This is a genomic window from Streptomyces sp. DSM 106670 (assembly GCF_055792845.1).
The window spans coordinates 1444976-1464537 of sequence record NZ_CM147704.1 but is presented as its reverse complement, the minus strand read 5'-3'; the positions used below and the strand labels follow the sequence as shown (position 1 = coordinate 1464537).

Annotated in this window: 20 protein-coding genes; 12 read left to right on the top strand and 8 right to left on the bottom strand. The window is 71.3% G+C overall.

The window, feature by feature from the left end; translation table 11 throughout:
* Positions 1 to 22 precede the first annotated feature (22 nt).
* The 4 genes from ACSMXR_RS06340 to ACSMXR_RS06325 all read left to right on the top strand — a co-directional run bounded on the left by ACSMXR_RS06340 (position 23) and on the right by ACSMXR_RS06325 (position 2429).
* Positions 23 to 1321, top strand: coding sequence for a CynX/NimT family MFS transporter (locus ACSMXR_RS06340; protein WP_218527987.1), 1299 nt, complete (start codon positions 23 to 25; stop codon positions 1319 to 1321).
* Between the two features lie 17 nt (positions 1322 to 1338).
* Entirely contained in the window at positions 1339 to 1455 is a 117-nt protein-coding gene (locus ACSMXR_RS06335; protein WP_007446146.1) for an SGM_5486 family transporter-associated protein, read from the top strand.
* A 156-nt stretch (positions 1456 to 1611) separates the two neighbouring features.
* A complete protein-coding gene (locus tag ACSMXR_RS06330) occupies positions 1612 to 1818 on the top strand; it encodes a hypothetical protein (protein WP_103511023.1) in 207 nt (68 codons plus the stop codon).
* 92 nt (positions 1819 to 1910) lie between these two features.
* Positions 1911 to 2429 (top strand): SixA phosphatase family protein, encoded by a 519-nt coding sequence (locus tag ACSMXR_RS06325; protein WP_030088573.1) that lies wholly within the window; start codon positions 1911 to 1913, stop codon positions 2427 to 2429.
* Positions 2430 to 2487: 58 nt separating this feature from the next.
* Here ACSMXR_RS06325 and serB read toward each other — a convergent pair whose 3' ends face one another.
* Positions 2488 to 3783 carry a phosphoserine phosphatase SerB gene (serB, locus tag ACSMXR_RS06320; RefSeq protein WP_137233913.1) on the bottom strand — a complete coding sequence of 432 codons (1296 nt, stop codon included), beginning with the start codon at positions 3781 to 3783 and terminating at the stop codon, positions 2488 to 2490.
* Positions 3784 to 4151: 368 nt separating this feature from the next.
* On the opposite strand from serB, the gene ACSMXR_RS06315 reads away from it, so the two are divergent.
* A complete protein-coding gene (locus tag ACSMXR_RS06315; RefSeq protein ID WP_381794658.1) occupies positions 4152 to 6776 on the top strand; it encodes an ABC transporter ATP-binding protein/permease in 2625 nt (874 codons plus the stop codon).
* 108 nt (positions 6777 to 6884) lie between these two features.
* Here the strand turns inward: ACSMXR_RS06315 and ACSMXR_RS06310 are convergent, their stop codons facing one another.
* The 3 genes from ACSMXR_RS06310 to ACSMXR_RS06300 form a co-directional block, all read right to left on the bottom strand.
* The gene (locus ACSMXR_RS06310; protein WP_137233915.1) at positions 6885 to 7655 is read right to left on the bottom strand and encodes a transglycosylase SLT domain-containing protein; all 771 of its coding nucleotides are present in this window, start codon (positions 7653 to 7655) and stop codon (positions 6885 to 6887) included.
* 272 nt (positions 7656 to 7927) lie between these two features.
* Positions 7928 to 9298: an S-adenosylmethionine:tRNA ribosyltransferase-isomerase gene (locus ACSMXR_RS06305; RefSeq protein ID WP_473172344.1), complete on the bottom strand. Its 1371-nt coding sequence runs from the start codon at positions 9296 to 9298 to the stop codon at positions 7928 to 7930.
* A gap of 269 nt (positions 9299 to 9567) precedes the next feature.
* Positions 9568 to 10293, bottom strand: coding sequence for an SDR family NAD(P)-dependent oxidoreductase (locus ACSMXR_RS06300; protein WP_381907757.1), 726 nt, complete (start codon positions 10291 to 10293; stop codon positions 9568 to 9570).
* Positions 10294 to 10605: 312 nt separating this feature from the next.
* Between ACSMXR_RS06300 and ACSMXR_RS06295 the strand changes: the two genes are divergently transcribed.
* The 3 genes from ACSMXR_RS06295 (at position 10606) to ACSMXR_RS06285 (ending at position 12783) form a co-directional block, all read left to right on the top strand.
* Positions 10606 to 11751, top strand: coding sequence for a GAF domain-containing sensor histidine kinase (locus tag ACSMXR_RS06295; protein ID WP_137233918.1), 1146 nt, complete (start codon positions 10606 to 10608; stop codon positions 11749 to 11751).
* Complete coding sequence (locus tag ACSMXR_RS06290) at positions 11744 to 12388, top strand: response regulator (protein WP_030088560.1); 645 nt, start codon at positions 11744 to 11746, stop codon at positions 12386 to 12388. Before ACSMXR_RS06295 ends, ACSMXR_RS06290 begins: the two co-directional genes overlap by 8 nt.
* A gap of 143 nt (positions 12389 to 12531) precedes the next feature.
* Positions 12532 to 12783 carry a chaplin gene (locus ACSMXR_RS06285; protein ID WP_137233919.1) on the top strand — a complete coding sequence of 84 codons (252 nt, stop codon included), beginning with the start codon at positions 12532 to 12534 and terminating at the stop codon, positions 12781 to 12783.
* Positions 12784 to 13057: 274 nt separating this feature from the next.
* Here the strand turns inward: ACSMXR_RS06285 and ACSMXR_RS06280 are convergent, their stop codons facing one another.
* Complete coding sequence (locus ACSMXR_RS06280; RefSeq protein ID WP_137233920.1) at positions 13058 to 13849, bottom strand: hypothetical protein; 792 nt, start codon at positions 13847 to 13849, stop codon at positions 13058 to 13060.
* Positions 13850 to 13981: 132 nt separating this feature from the next.
* Between ACSMXR_RS06280 and ACSMXR_RS06275 the strand changes: the two genes are divergently transcribed.
* The 4 genes from ACSMXR_RS06275 (at position 13982) to ACSMXR_RS06260 (ending at position 17335) form a co-directional block, all read left to right on the top strand.
* Positions 13982 to 14779, top strand: coding sequence for an ABC transporter ATP-binding protein (locus tag ACSMXR_RS06275; protein ID WP_137233921.1), 798 nt, complete (start codon positions 13982 to 13984; stop codon positions 14777 to 14779).
* A 105-nt stretch (positions 14780 to 14884) separates the two neighbouring features.
* Positions 14885 to 15313, top strand: coding sequence for an NfeD family protein (locus tag ACSMXR_RS06270; RefSeq protein ID WP_030088552.1), 429 nt, complete (start codon positions 14885 to 14887; stop codon positions 15311 to 15313).
* 165 nt (positions 15314 to 15478) lie between these two features.
* The gene (locus ACSMXR_RS06265) at positions 15479 to 16483 is read left to right on the top strand and encodes an SPFH domain-containing protein (RefSeq protein ID WP_218527993.1); all 1005 of its coding nucleotides are present in this window, start codon (positions 15479 to 15481) and stop codon (positions 16481 to 16483) included.
* An 84-nt stretch (positions 16484 to 16567) separates the two neighbouring features.
* On the top strand, positions 16568 to 17335 hold the full coding sequence (locus ACSMXR_RS06260; protein WP_218527994.1) for a sulfite exporter TauE/SafE family protein: 768 nt from the start codon (positions 16568 to 16570) through the stop codon (positions 17333 to 17335).
* A 109-nt stretch (positions 17336 to 17444) separates the two neighbouring features.
* On the opposite strand, the gene ACSMXR_RS06255 is transcribed toward ACSMXR_RS06260, so the two are convergent.
* From ACSMXR_RS06255 to ACSMXR_RS06245, 3 genes are all read right to left on the bottom strand, one after another.
* Positions 17445 to 17954 carry an HNH endonuclease gene (locus ACSMXR_RS06255; RefSeq protein ID WP_069756287.1) on the bottom strand — a complete coding sequence of 170 codons (510 nt, stop codon included), beginning with the start codon at positions 17952 to 17954 and terminating at the stop codon, positions 17445 to 17447.
* A 138-nt stretch (positions 17955 to 18092) separates the two neighbouring features.
* Positions 18093 to 18629 carry a YbhB/YbcL family Raf kinase inhibitor-like protein gene (locus tag ACSMXR_RS06250; protein ID WP_364890425.1) on the bottom strand — a complete coding sequence of 179 codons (537 nt, stop codon included), beginning with the start codon at positions 18627 to 18629 and terminating at the stop codon, positions 18093 to 18095.
* Positions 18630 to 18695: 66 nt separating this feature from the next.
* Complete coding sequence (locus ACSMXR_RS06245; protein ID WP_137233925.1) at positions 18696 to 19478, bottom strand: sporulation protein; 783 nt, start codon at positions 19476 to 19478, stop codon at positions 18696 to 18698.
* Between the last annotated feature and the right edge of the window lie 84 nt (positions 19479 to 19562).

Below are 19562 nucleotides of genomic sequence, written 5' to 3'. Positions count from 1 at the left end.
CCCATGATTCTATGATGGCTCCATGCCGGACGACGAGACGCAGACCCCGACCCTGAACCGCGGCCCCGCCGCGCGCACCTCCCACGACCCCCGCGCCGAGCGGCTCCCCGGTACGGACGGGGCGCCCGCGCCCTGGCTGCTGCGCCTCATCGCCGTCGGGCTCGTCCTGGCCGCCCTGAACCTCCGCCCCGCCATCACCAGCCTCGGCGCCCTCCTCGAAGAGGTCCGCGAGGGGCTGCACATGAGCGGCAGCGTGGCCGGCGTCCTCACCTCCGTGCCGCCGCTCTGCTTCGCCGTCTTCGGCGTCATGGCGCCGCGTCTCGCCCGCCGCTTCGGCGCGGGAGCCGTCGTCTGCGCGGGCATGGCCGCCATCGCGGCCGGCCTGATCATCCGCCCGTACATCGGCTCCACCGCCGGATTCCTGGCCGCCAGCGCCCTGGCCCTGATGGGCATCGCCGTCAGCAACATCCTGATGCCGGTGATCGTCAAGCGCTGGTTCCCCGACCGCGTCGGCACCATGACCGGCCTCTACTCCATGGCCCTGGCCCTCGGCACCGCCCTGGCCGCCGCCGTCACCGTCCCCGTCACCGGGGCGCTGGGCGGCAACTGGCGGACCGGCCTCGCCGTCTGGGCCGTGCTCGCCGCCGTCGCCGTGCTGCCCTGGATCGTCCTCGTACGCGATCGCACCCCGGCCCCCGGCCAGCCGGGCCCGGCGGTCGCGAACGCCGCCGAGGCGCCCGCCCTCCGGATCACCCGCAGTCGCACCGCCTGGGGCCTCGCCTGCTTCTTCGGGCTCCAGGCCACCGCCGCGTACATCACCATGGGCTGGATGCCGCAGATCTTCCGCGACGCCGGGGTCTCCGCCGGCACGGCCGGAGTCCTGCTCGCGGTCACCATGGCGATGGGCGTCCCGCTCGCCTTCGTCATCCCCCGGGTCGCCTCCCGGCTCAAGCAGCAGGGCCCCATCGTCGTCGTCCTCGGCCTCTGCGGCCTGATCGGCTACGGCGGGCTCTACCTCGCCCCCGCCGCCGGCGCCTGGGCCTGGGCCGTGCTCCTCGGCGTGGCCAACTGCGCCTTCCCGCTCGCCCTCACCATGATCGGCATGCGGGCCCGGTCCGGCGCGGGCGTGGTCCGGCTCTCCGCCTTCGCCCAGTCCACCGGCTATCTGCTCTCGATCCCCGGCCCGCTGCTCGTCGGCGTGCTCTACCAGCACAGCGGCGGCTGGGGGCTGCCGATCGCCCTGATGGCGGGCCTGATGATTCCCCAGATGGTGGCCGGGATCCTGGCGGGCCGGGACCGGACGATCGAGGACGAATGCTGAGATGCGACACTGGCGTCATGCCAGTGCTCGATCCGAATCCCCAGAACGGCCAGAAGAAGCTTCTCCTCGTGTTCGGGGCGATGCTCCTCATCACCGTCGTCATCGGTGTGATCGCCACGATCGCCTCCCCCTGACGCCCGAGGGCCCGGTGGACCCCACAGGGGTGGTGCTAGCCCCACCTTCCCCTAGGGGGCCAGGGTCAGGGTGAAGTGGGTGGATCACCGGATGGGGCCGGCCGCCTCCGGTCCGTAGGTTCTTCGGTATCGACCCGATGACCCACGGAGGCGGACATGCCGGCACCGACGCACACCAGGTCCCACCGACCGGCCGCGGACGGTGTCGAGATCCGGCTGCCCTGGTGGGCCGTGGCCCTGCCCGCCGTCGCCTTCGCCGCCCTGCTGCTGATGATCCTCAGCCCCGGGCAGGCCCATGCCGCCACCGGCGACCCCGCGCTCGGACAGCTGATCGAGCGCACCCTCCAGCTGCTGGCACGCTGAGGCGAACCCGCCCCGGACCAGCCCGCCAACTCCCCGGACGAGCACGTCAACACCCTGCGCCCGAGGCCGCGTTTCATGCGAAGCTGAGGTGTATGAGCGTCGAGACACCTCGCAGGATCGTCCTTCTCCGGCATGCCAAGGCGGAATGGTCACAGGCTTCCGATCATGAGCGCCCGCTGGCCGAGCGCGGCCGAAAGGACGCGCCCGTGGCCGGCCGCAGGCTCGCCGATTCCGGCATCGATTTCGATCTGGCCCTCTGCTCCAGTGCCGCCAGGACACGGGAGACCTGGAAGCTGGCGGTCCATGAATTCTCCCAGCGCCCCCGCACCGTCTACGAGGAGAGGCTGTACGAGGCCTCCCTCGGCGAACTGATCGCCCTGTTCAACGAGACCCCGGACGAGGTGCGCAACCTCCTGGTCATCGGCCACAACCCCGGGATGCACGGGGCCGCCGACGCCCTCTCCGGCTCGGCCGACGGCGACACCCTGGCCCGGATGACCCGGGACGGCTTCCCCACCGCCGCGTACGCCGTGGTGGAGTTCCCCGGCTCCTGGAAGAGCGTGGAGCACGGGGCCGGCAAGCTCACCGAGTACTGGACGCCGAACGACTGAGCGCACGCACAGGGCCCCGGCACCACCGCGGTGCCGGGGCCCTGCCACCTGTCCGGGGTCAGTCGACGAGGCCGTCCGCCGCCTCGACCTCTTCGCGGGTGATGCCGAGCAGATAGAGCACGGTGTCCAGGAACGGCACGTTCACCGCGGTGTGCGCCGCCTCACGGACCACCGGCTTGGCGTTGAACGCGACGCCGAGCCCGGCGGTGTTCAGCATGTCCAGGTCGTTCGCCCCGTCGCCGATCGCCACCGTCTGGGCCAGCGGCACCCCCGCCTGCTCGGCGAAGCTCCGCAGCAGCCGCGCCTTGCCCGCCCGGTCCACCACCTCGCCGACGACCCGGCCGGTGAACTTCCCGTCCACCACCTCCAGGGTGTTGGCCGAGGCGAAGTCGAGGCCGAGCCGCTCCTTCAGGTCGTCCGTGACCTGGGTGAAGCCGCCGGAGACCACGCCGACCTGATAGCCGAGCCGCTTCAGCGTACGGATCAGGGTGCGGGCGCCGGGGGTGAGCCGTACCTCGGCGCGCACCTTGTCCACCACCGAGGCGTCCAGACCGGCCAGCAGCGCGACCCGGGCGTGCAGCGACTGCTCGAAGTCCAGCTCGCCGCGCATCGCCTGCTCGGTCACCTCGGCGACCTTGTCCTCGCAGCCCGCGTGCGCCGCGAAGAGCTCGATCACCTCGTCCTGGATCAGCGTGGAGTCGACGTCCATGACCACCAGCCGCTGGGCCCGCCGGCTCAGCCCCGCCGAGACCACCGCGACGTCCACGCCGATCTCCGCGGCCTCCGTGGCCAGCGCGGTCCGCAGCTCCTCGGTCCCGGTCCCCGACACCGCGAACTCGACGGCGGTGACCGGGTACTTCGCCAGCCGGAAGACCCGGTCGATGTTTCCGCCGGTCGAGGTGATGGTGGCCGCTATGGCGGCGGTCGACTCCGCGGTGAGCGGGTGTCCCAGCACCGTCACATGGGAACGGCCGTCACCGCGGGGGCGGTTATCGCCGATGCCGGAGATGATCTCGGCCTGCAGCTTCAGGGAGTCGGCCCAGCTGTGCACGGTCGCCCGCAGGTCGCCCTCGGTGCTGCCGCCCGCGGTGGGAGCGGTCACCAGGGCGCACAGCACGATGCGGCCCCGGGTGACGACCTGCTCGATGTCCACGACGTCCACCGCGTACGCGGCGAGGGTGTCGAAGAGTCCGGCGGTGATGCCCGGACGGTCCTTGCCGAAGATCTTGACGAGAAGGGTGGGTGCGTCGCCGCCCGGAGGAGTCGCGTCACCGGTCCCGTCGACCCGACGGGGCTCAGGGGGCTCAGAGGGCTCAGGAGACGAGAGGGGCTGAGGTGGCTGAGATGCGCTCATGGTGCTCCCACCGTATCGGTCCCGGGACCTCCTCCGGTCGCCCGTCCCGAGTGCCGGACGGAATCATCCGGGCACCGCTTCCGGCACTGCGAGGATCTGGCCGGTACGGGTCTTGCGCACAGCCATGTCGGCTGTCCCGTATCACCCGCTATGGCGTCGCTGAACATTCTCTGGGCGGTAACCGGCTCTTCATCCGCACTTCGCCCGTTGCGCTCAGGTTTCGACCCCCGGTATCGGGGTGTTCGCGCAGGTCTCCGCGCGGTCTTCACCCGCCCGACTTTCCGATCGGGGACTGGTCCTGGAATAGTTCCCCACGATGTTCAGCATCCCTAGACTCCCTGCGACGGGGGTAACACGGGGGACAACTAGTGGGGCGCGGAGTGCCGGAACTCGTACTGGAATTGAATGGCAGCACCTGGACGCTCGATCCGTCCAGGTCGTACACCCTTGGACGTGATCCGCAGGGCGACCTGGCGATCGACGACGCCAGGGTCTCGTGGCGGCATGCCACGATCAGCTGGAGCGGCCGCAGTTGGCTCATCGAGGACCACGGCAGCACCAACGGCACCTATGTGCAGGGCCGGCGGATCCAGCAGGTGGAGATCGGCCCCGGCTCGGTGCTGCACCTGGGCAACGCCACCGACGGGCCCCGGGTGAGCCTCAGCGCGGGCGCGGGTGTCGCCGGCGGCCAGGCGGCCGGCGCCCAGCAGGCTCCCGTGCAGCAGCCCCACCAGCAGCCCCAGGGCGCCGGCGCGGGCTGGCACGGACAGCAGGCACCCGCACACCAGGCCCCGGCCCAGCACCAGGCCCCTGCCCCGCAGCAGGCCTGGCAGCAGCCGCAGGCGCCCCAGCAGCAGGCCCCGCACCAGCAGCCTCCGCAGCACCAGCAGCCTCCGCAACAGAAGGTGCCGCACCAGCAGGGCCCCGGGCAGCCGGGCGGTCCGGGGCAGGGCGGTGCCGCGGGGGCGCCGCCGGTCTACGGCGACCGCAGCCCGACCACGTTCCACCAGCTGGCCCTCGGCCGGGTCATGCGCATCGGTCGTGCGCTGGAGAACGAGCTGGTCGTCTCCGACCTCCAGGTCTCCCGCAACCACGCCGAGTTCCACGCGACGCCCGACGGCCGCTTCGAGATCCGCGACCTCGGCTCGCACAACGGCACGTACGTCAACGGTCTGCCGCTCCACAAGTCCGGCTCGGCCCTCATCGGCCCGAACGACATCGTCGGTGTCGGTCACTCGACGTTCCGGCTGGTCGGCGACCGGCTGGAAGAGTTCGTCGACACCGGTGAGGTCTCCTTCTCCGCCCGCCACCTCACGGTGACGGTCGACGGCGGGAAGCAGATCCTCAAGGACGTCTCCTTCGGCGTTCCCGAGAAGTCGCTGATCGCGGTCATCGGCCCGTCCGGTTCCGGAAAGTCCACCCTGCTCAAGGCGCTCACCGGCTACCGGCCCGCCAACCAGGGTGACGTCCTCTACGACAACCGAAACCTGTACAAGCAGTTCGCCGAGCTGCGCCAGCGCATCGGTCTGGTCCCGCAGGACGACATCCTGCACAAGGAACTGACCGTCACCAAGGCCCTCAAGTACGCGGCCAAGCTCCGCTTCCCCGCGGACACCACCGAGGCCGAGCGCCAGTCCCGGATCACCGAGGTCCTCGCCGAGCTCAAGCTCGACATCCACAAGGACAAGAAGATCACCTCGCTCTCCGGCGGCCAGCGCAAGCGCGTCTCGGTCGCCCTGGAGCTGCTCACCAAGCCCTCGCTGATCTTCCTGGACGAGCCGACCTCCGGCCTCGACCCGGGCATGGACCGCGATGTCATGCAGCTGCTGCGCGGCCTCGCCGACGACGGCCGCACCGTGCTCGTGGTCACGCACTCGGTCGCCGAGCTGGCGATCTGCGACAAGCTCCTCGTGATGGCGCCCGGCGGTTCCGTCGCCTACTTCGGTCCGCCGGAGGAAGCGCTGAACTTCTTCGGCTACACCAGCTGGGCCGACGTCTTCTCCGCCTTCGAGAACTACCGCGACTACGACTGGGCGGGCCGCTGGCGCGGTTCGCAGCACTACCAGATGTACGCCGCCGACATCGACGCGGTCGCGGCCCAGCCGGTCAACATGCCGCCCCCGCAGCAGATGCGCCCGCCGAAGCCGCAGGGCTGGATGGCGCAGCTGTGGACGCTGATCCGGAGGTACGCCTCCGTCATCGCGTCCGACAAGGGCTTCATGGGCCTGATGCTGATCCTGCCCGCCGTGCTGGGCGTGGTCAGCGTGGTCATCCCGGCCGAGTTCGGACTGGGCGATCCCACCCCGCCGTCCCGGTTCAACGGCAAGGCCGGAACGATCATGCTGATCCTCGCGGTCGGCATGTGCTTCTCCGGCGCCGCCAACTCCGTACGAGAGCTGATCAAGGAACGGGTCATCTACGAGCGCGAACGGGCCACCGGCCTGTCCCGCTCCGCGTACCTGATGTCCAAGGTGATCGTCCTCGGCGTGATCACCGCCTTCCAGGGCGTGATCATCTGCGGCATCGGCTTCGCCACCCGCCAGCTGCCGGACGAGGGCCTGATCATGCCCCCGGCCGTCGAGGTCTGCCTCTCGATCATCGCGCTGGGCTTCACCTCGATGATGGTGGGCCTGGTGATCTCCTCGCTGGTGAAGACCGCCGAGAAGACCATGCCGCTGCTGGTGATGTTCGCGATCGTCCAGGTCGTCTTCACCGGCGTGCTCTTCCAGGTGTACGGGTCGCCCGGCCTGGAGCAGTTCGCCTGGCTGATGCCGTCCCGCTGGGCGATGGCGGCGGCCGGCGCCACGCTGGACCTGGGGCGTCTGACGCCGCCGTGGGACCCGGAGAACCCCACCGACCTCGACCCGCTGTGGGAGCACACCGCGGGCCAGTGGGGCATCAACATCACGGTCCTGCTCGCGCTCGGCGTGATCTGCGGCATCGCGGTCGCGCGACTGCTGCGGCGCCACGAGCCCGAGGTCATGCGCAAGTAGGACACGTACGGAACCACGTACGGAACGACGCCGAGGCCGGCACCCCGCGGGGTGCCGGCCTCCGGCATGTGTACGGCGGCTGGGCTCAGCGGCTCAGCGCATCGGTGCTCAGTACGCGCTGTTCACGTTGTCCATGGAGCCGTAGCGGTCGGCCGCGTAGTTGCAGGCGGCGACGATGTTGGCGACCGGGTCGTACAGGTCCTTCTTGGTGCCCGCCACGTGGTAGCGGTCGAAGGTGGGCTGGATCACCTGGAGCAGACCCTTGGAGGGGATGCCGTTCCGGGCGTTGATGTCCCAGTTGTTGATGGCCCAGCGGTTACCGCTGGACTCACGGATGATGTTGCGGTGGATCCCCTCGTAGGAGCCGGGGATGCCTTCCTTCTTCATGATCGACATGGCCTCGCGGATCCAGCCGTCCAGGTTGTTCGCGTAGACGGGCTTGCGCGCGGTGGAGCGGTTGGCCTTCTCGGTCGCGCGCTTCTTCGCGTCCGCCTTGGCCTTGGCGGCCTTCTCGGCCTTGTCCTTGGCGTCGGCGGCGGCCTTGGCCTTCGCCTCGGCCGCGGCCTTCGCCTTGGCGGCCTTGGCCTTGGTCTCGGCGGCGGCCTTCGCCTTGGCGGCGTCGGCGGCCTTCACCAGCTTCTCGGCGGTGGAGTGCTGCTCGATCATGCTGTTCTGCACGGTCTTGGCCTGGGCGGAGCCGCCGGTGAAGACGACGGGGGCGGCAGCACCGGCTGCCTGCGGGGAGACCTCGGCCTCGGCGTTCGACGGGACGAGCGAGAAGGTCAGGGAGGCGACGGCCAGGGCCGACACACCGGCCACGGAGATCTTCTGGACCTTGTTCAGACGACGGAGTCGATCGGGGATGCGAATCGCAGACATGTAGGGCTACCTCTTCGAATGCTCAGGTGTCCTCACGGAGGACGAGACCGGAGGCGGTGATGCGTACCTCCGTCGGGGACGAGAGCAATTCTTAGCGGCAGCAAAATGCTGTGGCAAAGGTGTGACGTACGAAGCCGGGTAGTGGAAGAGGGTCCTGTTCGCCCGAAATGATCCCTGCTCGGGCCTGCTCAAATCGCCCTTATTGGCCCACTAGGGACGTTCGTAAGTGATGTAGGCCCTATGCCTGGGCTCACATCGGCGAGGTAACAGTCTCACCACTCGTTGCTGAAGCAATCCGGAGCGTTACGTTCCTCATCCTGCAGGACGAGGTGGACGTCCCCGAACTCGTGCCAGAGGTACCGCTCCTGGAGCGCCGCCTCGTACCCGAGGCGCAGCGCCTCGCGCCCCGCCACCGCCTCCAGCATCAGCAGATGCGAGGCCCGGGGCTCGTGCAGCCCGGTCAGCAGCCCGTCCACCACCCGCACGCCCCGGCGCGGCGTCACCACCAGATCCGTCCACCCCGCCACCGGCCGCACCACCCCGTCCGCCCCCGCCGCCGACTCCAGCGCCCGCACGGCCGTCGTCCCCACCGCGATCACCCGCCCGCCCGCCGCACGGTCGCCGCCGCGCGCCGCCCGTACGGCGTTCACCAGCCACGCCGTCGCCGCCGGCACCGAGAACCGCTCCGGGTACGGCGGCTCGTGCGCCTCCGCCGACGCCACCCCCGTATGCAGGGACAGCGGAGCGAACAGCACGCCCCGGCGCACGAGCTCCGCCACCAGCTCGGCGGTGAAGGGCCGCGCGGCACTCGGCATCTCCGCCGAACCGCTCCCGTCGGGCGAGGGCGCCGCGAACACCGTTTGGTACGCGGACAGCGGCTGATCCCGCTCCGTGTACCCGTACCGGATCGGCCGCCCGTACCGCCGCAGGAACTCGGGCACGGAGTCCGGCACGGGTACGGACACGGGCCCCCGCACCGCCTTCGCCGCCGCCTCCGGCACCGGCCCGTGCGCCGCCCCCGATTCCTGCACCGGCCCGTGCACCGGTTCGGCCTCCGGCGCCAGCCCCCGCGCCGACTCCGCCTCCGCCCCCGGCACCGACCCCGCCCCTGGCACCGACTCCGGCATCGAATCCCGTTCCGGCACGGACGTCGGCCTCCACTCCGGCCGCGGCACCGATGCCGCCCCCGGCACCGACCCAGCCCCCGCCCCCGGCATCGGCATCGGCTCCGGCACCCGCGCCCACCACAGCCGCGCCCCCGACGCCGGCCCCAGCGGCTCCTCGATCACCAGGGTCCGCCCGCCCGGCAGCCGCACCACCGCCCCCGCCGGACCGCCGGGCCGCGGCCCGGTGACCCCCGCCGCGCCGGGCGCCCGCAGCTCCACCGCCCACCGCCCGTCCGCACCCCGCGTCGAGAAGTGCACGACGACCCGCTCCCCGCCGACCCGCCCGTTCACCGCGGCGGGCAGCGTCATGGACGTGTTCACCACCAGCACGTCCCCGGCCCGCAGCTCCCCGGGCAGCTCCCGGAACGCACGGTGCGAGACTGCCCGCCCCCGCGACACGAGCAGCCGTACGTCGTCACGCCCCGCACCCCGCTGCTCGGCCGGCACCCGGGCCGACAGATCGTCCGGCACCCGCAACGCCTCCAGCCCTTCCAGCCCCCCGGCACCGCCACCCCCGCCCCGCCGGCCCGCAGCCTCACCGGTGTGCCCGTCGCCCGCTCCCATTCCCGCTGAGCCGGGCCCCGGGGCCCGGGCGCCCGAAGCGGCCGCTCGCGCACCGCCGGGACGGGGCGGGCCGGTCGTCCCGGGCCCGGTGTCCCCCCGGCCCGTTCCGGCCCTGCCCGGACCGGGGGCACCCGCGCGGTCCGCTTCCGTCCGCACCCCGCCCGGGCGCCGCCCCGGCGCGGTCATCGCCGGCCCCCGCCCGGGCCGGCCGGTTCCGCCAGCAGCGCCGGGGCGGCGAACCGTCCGCCGGCCGGCCGCTCCCGCAGCAGCCGCAGGAACGCGGGCGCCACGCTCTCCGGCGACGGCCGCGGCTCGTCCGCCTCCTCCGGGACCGCCGCGGCGAACAGATCCGTCGCCATGTCACCCGGGTCGACGGCCCACACCCGCAGCCCCGGCTCCTCCTCGCCCAGCACCGCCGCCAGCTGGTCGAGAGCCGCCTTCGACGCCCCGTAACCGCCCCACGTCGGATACGGCTCCGCCGCCGCGTCCGAGCTGATCACCACCACCGACCCCGCCTCAGAGGCCCGCAGCAGCGGCAACGCCTCCTGTACGAGACCGAGCGCCGCCACCACATTCGTCTCCAGCGCCCACCGCAGCCCGTCCAGCGGCAGCGCGTCCAGCCGGACCAGCGGCTCCGCGCCCAGCACGCTCGCGTTGCTCACCAACAGGTCGAGACCGCCCAGCGATCCGGCGGCCGCCACCAGCTCCGCCCGGTGCGCCGCGTCCGTGACATCACCCGGCACCGCCACCACCCGCGTCCCGTACCGCCCGCGCAGCTCCCGGGCCGTGTCCGCCAGCACCCCGGCGGTCCGGGCGTCCAGCACCAGGTCCCACCCCTGCCCGGCCAGCGCCGCGGCCAGCGCGCGCCCCAGCCCCTTCGAACCACCCGTGATCATCGCGACCGGCATGACGACCGTCCCCTTCTTGCCCTCGGCTTCCACCGGGAGACCCCGGCGCTCCCAACGTAGGAAGCCCGGACCGCACCGCGCCTCGCCCGCGAGCCGCACCCGTACCCGGCACTTCGACGTAGGTCCCGGGACCTGTCGCCGACTGCCGTCCGCCGGGCGACGACGGCAGCCCGACGACAGGTCCGGGCGGTCCTACGACCGGTCCTACGACCTCCGGCCGAGAGCCCCGCGGGCCCGGACCTAGGCCCCCGCCCGCCCGACACCACCCCCGGCCCGATACGGCCGCGCGGCCCCCGCCGGTACGGTGATCCCATGAGTCATCGCCCACCGTCGGGCCTCGCCGCGGTGAGTGCCGCACTGCTCGCCATGAGCCGGCACCTCGAAGTGGGCGACGTCCTGAAGACGATCGTCGCCTCCGCCCGCGAGCTGCTCGACGCCCAGTACGCGGCCCTCGGCGTCCCGGACGACCACGGCGGCTTCGCCCAGTTCGTGGTCGACGGCGTCAGCGACGAACAGTGGAAGGCCATCGGCCCCCTGCCCCGCCAGCACGGCATCCTCGCCGCGATGCTGCACCAGGCGAAGCCCGAACGCCTCGCCGACGTCCGCAAGGACCCCCGCTTCGAGGGCTGGCCCGACGCCCACCCCGACATGTCCGACTTCCTCGGCCTGCCCATCACGGACGGCGACGAGATCATCGGAGCGCTGTTCCTCGCCAACAAGATGTGCCCCAAGCCCGAGGGCGGCTGCGGCTTCACCGCCGAGGACGAGGAACTGCTCCAGATCCTCGCCCAGCACGCCGCCATCGCCCTCACCAACGCCCGTCTCTACGAGCGCAGCCGCGAGCTGACCATCGCCGAGGAACGCTCCCGGCTGGCCCATGAGCTGCACGACGCGGTCAGCCAGAAGCTGTTCTCGCTCCGCCTCACCGCGCAGGCCGCCACCGCCCTCGTCGACCGCGACCCCGCCCGCGCCAAGGGCGAACTCCAGCAGGTCGCCGTCCTCGCCGCCGAGGCGGTCGACGAGCTGCGGGCAGCGGTCGTGGAGCTGCGCCCGGCCGCCCTCGACGAGGACGGTCTGATCGCCACCCTCCGTACCCAGATCCAGGTCCTGGACCGGGCGCACACCGCCGAGGTCGCCTTCGAGAGCTGCGGCGTACGCGCACTGCCCGCCGCCCAGGAGGAAGCGCTGCTCCGCGTCGCCCAGGAGGCCCTGCACAACGCCCTGCGCCACTCCCGTGCGGAGCGGGTGAGCGTCACCCTGGCCCGGCGCGGCGCCGCCACCGTCCTGCGCGTCACCGACGACGGCGTCGGGTTCGACCCCACCGCCGTCCGGCGGGCGGGCCGTCACCTCGGCCTCGTCTCGATGCGCCACCGGGCGAGCAGCGTCGGCGGCCGACTCACCGTTGCCTCGGAGCCCGGCAAGGGCGCCACGATCGAGATGGAGGTTCCCGGTGGCTGACAAGATCATCAGGGTGCTGCTGGTCGACGACCATCAGGTGGTCCGCCGAGGACTGCGTACGTTCCTGGAGATCCAGGAGGACATAGAGGTCGTCGGCGAGGCGTCCGACGGCGCGGAGGGCGTGGCCCGGACCGAGGAGCTCCGCCCCGACGTCGTGCTGATGGACATCAAGATGCCCGGCACCGACGGCATCGAGGCGCTGCGCCGCCTGCGCGAGCTCGACAACCCGGCGAAGGTCCTCATCGTCACCAGCTTCACCGAACAGCGCACGGTGGTACCCGCCCTGCGCGCCGGAGCCTCCGGGTACGTCTACAAGGACGTCGACCCGGACGCCCTGGCCGGCGCCATCCGCTCGGTCCACGCCGGTCATGTCCTGCTCCAGCCGGAGGTCGCCGGGGCACTCCTCGCCCAGGACGACGCGGGCACCGGCACGGGCCGGGGGAGCACGCTCACCGAACGGGAACGCGAAGTCCTCGGCCTCATCGCGGACGGCCGTTCCAACCGCGAGATCGCCCGCGCTCTCGTGCTCTCGGAGAAGACGGTCAAGACGCACGTCTCGAACATCCTGATGAAGCTCGACCTGTCCGACCGGACCCAGGCCGCGCTCTGGGCGGTACGCCACGGAGCGGCGGGCTGACAACGCCGCCGCGGGTTCCCGTCCGGACCGAGATTCATACTGTCGGGTGTATGTCACCCGTACGGCGCATCCTTCCGGAGTGCGCGGCGTTCTCCAGGACGTGCTGCGGCGGCTCGCCGCAGCCTCTCTAGGAGGAACCTGAAGTGAAGAACCTGAAGAAGGCCGCCGCCGTCACCATGATCGCGGGCGGGCTCATCGCCGCCGGTGCCGGAGCCGCCTCCGCCACCGGCCACAGCGGTGCCGGCGCCGAGGGCCTGGCCACCCACTCCCCGGGCGTCGCCAGCGGCAACCTCGTGCAGGTTCCCGTCGCCGTCCCGGTGAACGTGGTCGGCAACACGGTCAACGTGGTGGGCCTGCTCAACCCGGCCTTCGGCAACCTCGGCGTCAACCACTGACCCGAGCCCCACCCCGAAAGCCGGACGGCGCCTCCCATCCCCCAAGGCCCCGCCCGGCTTTCGCACACCCCGCCCGCGCACCCGCTTCCAGCCCGTCCGGCGTTTGAGGACGGAACCCTGGGCCAGGACACCCCGAGCCCAACGCGCCCCATTCTCAGCCCGTCCGGCGCTTGAGGACGGAACCCTCGGCCACGGCACCCCGAGCCCACCGGACCAAGCACCGGACGCACACCCCAGCCCGTCCGGCGCTTGAGGACAAAGGGCCCGCGGGGCCCTACCGCCGAACCTCCCCGCCCTCCACATACGCGTTGTACGCCGCCACCAACGCCCGCCGAGCCACCCGCTCCACCGGCCGCAACGCCTCCCCCCGCGCCGCGATCTCCGACGCGCTCACCGCACCGCCGTGCCCGTTCTCGTACGCCACCGAGACCAGCAGCCCCACCCGCTGCGCCATCTCCAGCACCCGCACCGCCCGCGGCGGATACCCGGGCGCCAGCACCTCGCGCCCCCGACTCCGCTCCGCCCGCGCCCGGTACGCGTCCACCGCCGCCTCCGCCACCGGACCGGACCCGGCCACGTCCAGCCGCGACAGCACCGCCGTCGCATCCCGCAACGCCTCCGCCAGCTCCCGCTCCGCCTCGCCCAGCGACGGCACATCCGCGGGCGGCGCCTCCCGTACCGGCAGCACCCGCCACACCACCTCGACGTGCAGATCCCCCTCCGGCCCCACCTCGCTCACCTCGGGCACCAGCCCGTACGGCACCCCGTACGCGACCACCGCCTCCTCGGCCTCCAGCGCCCGCGCATTGAAATCGGGCGGACCGCTCAGCCCCAGCGGATGCCCCGGCACCGGCAGCGCCACCCGGAACCCGGTCGCCCCGAGCCTCCTCAGCCGGCCGAGCGCCAGCGTGAGCCCGACCGGCCCCGCCTCACCCGGCAGCCCCTCGACGCGGTGCACCGCGTCCTGTCCGACAATCGCGAGGGCCGCCTCGTCCGGCGAGACGAGTCCCGCCAGAAGCGCGTTTCCCCAAGCGGCCAACAACCCTGAACGTGGTTCGACAAGCATGCCGACAGCCTAGGCAACGGCCGGGAACGGCCCTCACGCCTGAAGCACTCGCGCGGTGGCGTAGGTTTTCCTTGGGAGCCGTGCCCACCGGCACGCGAAGATCGACGAGACTGCTTGGGGAGACAACGCGCCATGAGCGATGTGTTGGAGCTGGTGGACGTATCCGTGGTCCGCGACGGACGCGCTCTGGTGGACGATGTCTCCTGGTCGGTCAAGGAGGGGGAGCGCTGGGTCATCCTGGGCCCCAACGGCGCCGGCAAGACGACCCTCCTCAACCTCGCCTCCAGCTACCTCTTCCCCAGCAAGGGAACGGCCACCATCCTCGGTGAGCAGCTCGGCGGCGTCGGCACCGACGTCTTCGAGCTCCGCCCCCGCATCGGCATGGCCGGCGTGGCGATGGCCGACAAGCTGCCCAAGCGCCAGACGGTGCTGCAGACGGTCCTCACCGCCGCGTACGGCATGACCGCCACCTGGCACGAGAACTACGAGGCCGTCGACGAGGAGCGCGCCCGCGCCTTCCTCGACCGCCTCGGCATGACCGAGTACCTGGACCGCAAGTTCGGCACGCTCTCCGAAGGGGAGCGCAAGCGCACGCTCATCGCCCGCGCCATGATGACCGACCCCGAACTGCTGCTGCTGGACGAGCCCGCCGCCGGACTCGACCTCGGCGGGCGCGAGGACCTCGTCCGCCGCCTCGGCCGCCTCGCCCGCGACCCGTTCGCCCCCTCCATGATCATGGTGACCCACCACGTCGAGGAGATCGCGCCCGGGTTCACCCACGTCCTCATGATCCGCCAGGGCAAGATCCTCGCGGCCGGCCCCATGGAGACCGAGCTCAGCTCCCGTAACCTCTCCCTCTGCTTCGGCCTGCCGCTCATCGTCGAGCACACCGGCGACCGCTACACCGCCCACGGCCTCCCGCTCTCCTGACCGGGCCGCCGAAACCGGCCGCCGCCCCCCGATCCACAAGCCGTTCACCGCAGTTGACCCCCGTGCGCCCTGTCGGTGACGCACCGACAGTCCTACGATGACCATGTGGACATCGACGCATGGGTGTGGTGGCTGATCGGCGCGGTGGGACTGGGCATCCCCCTCGTCCTGACCGCGATGCCCGAGTTCGGGATGTTCGCCGTCGGGGCGGTGGCCGCATCGGCCGTCGCCGCCCTCGGCGGCGGAATCGTCGCCCAGGTGCTGGTCTTCGTCGTGGTCTCGGTCGCGCTGATCGCCGTCGTGCGCCCGATCGCCGCCAGACACCGGGCCGGACAGACCGGGCAGGCCAGCGGAATCGACGCCCTGAAGGGCCGTCAAGCGGTCGTGCTGGAGCGGGTATCGGCCGACGGCGGCCGTATCAAGCTCGCCGGCGAGGTCTGGTCGGCCCGTTCGCTCGACGCCGACCAGGTCTTCGAGCCCGGCAGCCAGGTCGATGTCGTGGACATCGACGGAGCGACGGCCGTGGTCATGTGACCGAAGCGCGCACGAGGCGGGCCGCAGTCTGCCAGACTCGAAGTCGATCATGTCGATCATCAGAGGAACCCGGCCCGGCCCACAACTCCCCGGCCACCGCCCGCATCTGAGGACCGACCCCGATCACCGCGATCCACCGGCCAACCGAAGGGCACGAGAGACACGATGCAACCGATCATCATCGTTCTGATCATTCTGGTGGTGCTCGTCTTCATCGCCCTGATCAAGACGATTCAGGTCATCCCGCAGGCCAGCGCCGCCATCGTCGAGCGATTCGGCCGCTACACCCGCACCCTGAACGCGGGCCTGAACATCGTCGTCCCGTTCATCGACTCGATCCGCAACCGGATCGACCTCCGTGAACAGGTGGTGCCCTTCCCGCCGCAGCCGGTGATCACCCAGGACAACCTGGTCGTCAACATCGACACCGTCATCTACTACCAGGTGACCGACGCCCGCGCCGCGACCTACGAAGTCGCCAGCTACATCCAGGCGATCGAGCAGCTCACCGTCACCACCCTCCGCAACATCATCGGCGGCATGGACCTGGAGCGGACCCTCACCTCCCGTGAGGAGATCAACGCGGCCCTGCGCGGCGTCCTCGACGAAGCGACCGGCAAGTGGGGCATCCGCGTCAACCGCGTCGAGCTCAAGGCGATCGAGCCGCCGACCTCCATCCAGGACTCGATGGAGAAGCAGATGCGCGCCGACCGCGACAAGCGCGCCGCGATCCTCACCGCCGAAGGCATCCGGCAGTCCCAGATCCTCACCGCCGAAGGTGAGAAGCAGTCCGCGATCCTGCGCGCCGAAGGTGAGGCCAAGGCCGCCGCCCTGCGCGCCGAGGGTGAAGCCCAGGCCGTCCGCACGGTCTTCGAGGCCATCCACGCCGGAGACCCGGACCAGAAGCTCCTCTCGTACCAGTACCTCCAGATGCTCCCGAAGATCGCCGAGGGCGACGCCAACAAGCTCTGGATCGTGCCCAGCGAGATCGGCGACGCCCTCAAGGGCCTCAGCGGAGCCTTCGGCAACCTCGGCGGCGGCATGCCCGGCTTCAACACCGGCGGCGACGGCGGAAACGGGGGCAACGGCGGCAATGGCGGCAATGGCGGGGGAGGCAAGGGCAGCATCCCGGCCCCGGTGGAACGACGCGAGGAACCCCCGGTCTACTGACCCCCGATCCCCTTCGTGCATGATCAGTGAGGCCCCTCGACCTTCATGGCGGGGAGGCATCACTGACCACCGAAGGAGATGGCGTTGTCCATCTGGGAAATACTCGCCGTCTTCGCGGCCGGAGTCGGAGCGGGCACGATCAACACGATCGTCGGCTCCGGCACCCTGATCACCTTCCCCGTCCTGCTCGCCACCGGCCTCCCCCCGGTCACCGCGACCGTGTCGAACGCCCTGGGCCTCATCCCCGGCTCCATCAGCGGAGCCATCGGCTACCGCAAGGAACTGGCCGGCCAGCGCCGCCGCATCGTCAAACTGAGCATCGGGGCCGCCATCGGCGGCCTCACCGGAGCCACCCTCCTGCTCGCGCTGCCCTCCACGGCCTTCGAGACGATCGTCCCGGTCCTGGTCGCCCTGGCGCTCGTCCTGGTGATCCTGCAACCACGCATCAGCAAAGCCGTCCAGCGCCGCCGTGAACACACCGGCACCTCGCCCCGCACCGACGGCGGCCCGCTCCTCTTCGTCGGCCTGATGCTCGCCAGCGTCTACGGCGGCTACTTCACCGCCGCCCAGGGAATCATCTACCTCTCCCTGATGGGCATGCTGCTCGACGACACGATGCAGCGCCTCAACGCCGTCAAGAACGTCCTGGCCGCCGTGGTCAACACCATCGCCGCGCTGTTCTTCCTCTTCGTCGCCCACTTCGACTGGACGGCCGTCCTCCTCATCGCGGTCGGCTCGGCCATCGGCGGCCAGATAGGCGCCAAGGTCGGCCGCCGCCTCAGCCCCACCGTCCTGCGCACCCTCATCGTGGCCGTCGGCACGGTGGCCATCGTCCAGCTGCTGCTCCGCTGACACACGTGGGCCCGCCCCCTCACAGGGACGGGCCCACGCATACATCACCAGACGTACGCCGACTACGTCACGGCTCCCCGCGGCCGCATCGCAGGACCGCCGCCACGCCCTACGCGGCCGCTGCCCGGTCCAGCCACTCGGGCAGCGCCGAGCGGTCGCCGGCCCCCATCGCCAGCAGCATCGCCTCGGCGGGGGAGGGGACGAACGGCTGCTTCAGCAGCGGCATCCCCGCCTGCTCCGGCGTCCGGGCGGCCTTGCGGTGGTTGTCCTCGGCGCAGGAGGCCACCGTGTTCAGCCAGGTGTCCTGCCCGCCCTGGGCACGCGGCACCACGTGGTCGACGGTGGACGCCCGCCGCCCGCAGTACGCGCACCGGTGCTGGTCCCGTATCAGCACACCCCTTCTGGACCACGGCGCCTGTCTTCGGAACGGCACCCGTACGTACCGGCAGAGCCTGATCACCCGGGGCGCCGGAATGTCCACGGCGGCACCACGCATACGGAGCTCGGGATGCGACTGCTCGACGACGGCCTTGTCCGTCAGGATCAGGACCACCGCACGGTTGAGCGTCACTGTCGACAGCGGCTCGAAGCTCGCGTTGAGAACCAGCGTGTCACGCATCCTGCCCACCTCCCGTGTGCCGCCCGCCCCCTGGCAGGCCCGGATCAACTCTGGCTGGGCAGGCCGCGATGGACAACGCAATAAAAAATGCCCTGCTCTGATCTCTCCAAGACCAGAGCAGGGCAAACAGCAAACGAACTAATCGTCGGCGGGAGCCTGGTACTCACCGATCAGCTGCGCACGCCCCAACGTGTGGAACCGGAGATTGAATCCGGCCACCGCGGGAGACACATCGCTGTCGATCCCGAGCTTCTCGGTGTCCACCGCGTACACGGTGAACACATACCGGTGCCGCTCCCCGGCCGGCGGCGCCGCACCGCCGAACTCCTTGGAGCCGTAGTCGTTACGGGCCTGAACGGCCCCCTCCGGCAGCCCCGTGAACGCGCCGCTGCCCGCACCCGCCGGCAGCTCGGTCACCGACACCGGGAGATCGAAGAGCACCCAGTGCCAGAACCCGCTGCCCGTGGGGGCGTCCGGGTCGAAACACGTCACGGCGAAGCTCTTGGTCCCCTCGGGGAAACCCTCCCACCGCAGCTGCGGCGAAACGTTCCCACCCGCAAGCACCTGGGCATCGCCCAGCACCGCCCCCGGCGCGAGATCGTCGCTCACCACCGTGAACGCCGGAACCTCCGGATGGAAGTCGTGCGGCAGCGGGGCCCTCTTCGGCTCGGTCACGTCTCGCACCTCTCCTGATCGGTTCGTCTGCCTTCCCGCCCGACTCTAGGGGGCGGCGGCCACTCGCTAGAGCCAGTTGCGCTGTCCGCCGACCTGGGCGAGCCACTGGTTGAGGTACGCCGCCCAGTCGGTCTGCTGGTAGTCGTGCAGCCCCACCTTGAACGCGCGGTAGGAGTCGCTGCCCTCGCTGAACAGTCCCGGCTTCTTGTCCATCTCCAGGATGACGTCCATCTCGCGGTCGTCGGCGACGAACGTCAGCTCCACCTGGTTCAGCCCGCGGTACTGCGTCGGCGGAATGAACTCGATCTCCTGGTAGAACGGCAGCCGCTGACGCGTACCGCGGATGTGACCGCGCTCCATGTCCGCGCTGCGGAAGCCGAAGCCCAGCTGGCCGAAGGCGTTCAGGATGGCCTCCTGCGCCGGCAGCGGGTGCACGTTGATCGGGTCCAGGTCACCGGAGTCCAGCGCGCGGGCGATCTCCAGCTCGGTGGTCACCCCGATGTTCATCCCGCGCAGCTGGTGGCCGCCGAACATCGTGATCGGCGTCTCCCACGGAATCTCCAGGCCGAACGGCACCACGTGCACCGCGCCCGCCTGCACCTCGAACGCGCCGCCGAGGTTCAGCTTGGTGAACTCGATGTCCTGCTTGGTCTCCTGGTCCCCGCTCTCGACCTCGACCCGCGCCTGGAGCCCGACGTTCAGCCCCTCGATCTGCTGGGCGACCGACCCGCCCTGGATCCGCACCTCGCCCTGGACGACCCCACCGGGGACGACGTTCACCTCGGTGAGCTCGGTCTCCACCGAGGCACCGCCGGCACCCATGCTCGCGAGCAGTCGCTTGAAGCCCATAGTCACTCCTTCTAGGTCCTGACCCCTACATACGCGCCACGACGGTAGCCGGTTCCCGTCCGGGCGATCCCAGTACCCTCGGGC

Excerpts from the sequence above, each read along its gene's own strand:
- ACSMXR_RS06300 (WP_381907757.1), bottom strand. The coding sequence starts at position 10,293 with ATGCCGGTCGCGATGATCACGGGTGGTTCGAAGGGGCTGGGGCGCGCG.
- ACSMXR_RS06295 (WP_137233918.1), top strand. The coding sequence starts at position 10,606 with ATGAGTCATCGCCCACCGTCGGGCCTCGCCGCGGTGAGTGCCGCACTG.
- ACSMXR_RS06310 (WP_137233915.1), bottom strand. The coding sequence starts at position 7,655 with ATGTCTGCGATTCGCATCCCCGATCGACTCCGTCGTCTGAACAAGGTC.
- ACSMXR_RS06325 (WP_030088573.1), top strand. The coding sequence starts at position 1,911 with ATGAGCGTCGAGACACCTCGCAGGATCGTCCTTCTCCGGCATGCCAAG.
- ACSMXR_RS06330 (WP_103511023.1), top strand. The coding sequence starts at position 1,612 with ATGCCGGCACCGACGCACACCAGGTCCCACCGACCGGCCGCGGACGGT.
- ACSMXR_RS06335 (WP_007446146.1), top strand. The coding sequence starts at position 1,339 with ATGCCAGTGCTCGATCCGAATCCCCAGAACGGCCAGAAGAAGCTTCTC.
- ACSMXR_RS06245 (WP_137233925.1), bottom strand. The coding sequence starts at position 19,478 with ATGGGCTTCAAGCGACTGCTCGCGAGCATGGGTGCCGGCGGTGCCTCG.
- ACSMXR_RS06255 (WP_069756287.1), bottom strand. The coding sequence starts at position 17,954 with ATGCGTGACACGCTGGTTCTCAACGCGAGCTTCGAGCCGCTGTCGACA.
- ACSMXR_RS06280 (WP_137233920.1), bottom strand. The coding sequence starts at position 13,849 with ATGCTTGTCGAACCACGTTCAGGGTTGTTGGCCGCTTGGGGAAACGCG.
- ACSMXR_RS06265 (WP_218527993.1), top strand. The coding sequence starts at position 15,479 with ATGCAACCGATCATCATCGTTCTGATCATTCTGGTGGTGCTCGTCTTC.
- ACSMXR_RS06340 (WP_218527987.1), top strand. The coding sequence starts at position 23 with ATGCCGGACGACGAGACGCAGACCCCGACCCTGAACCGCGGCCCCGCC.
- ACSMXR_RS06275 (WP_137233921.1), top strand. The coding sequence starts at position 13,982 with ATGAGCGATGTGTTGGAGCTGGTGGACGTATCCGTGGTCCGCGACGGA.
- serB (WP_137233913.1), bottom strand. The coding sequence starts at position 3,783 with ATGAGCGCATCTCAGCCACCTCAGCCCCTCTCGTCTCCTGAGCCCTCT.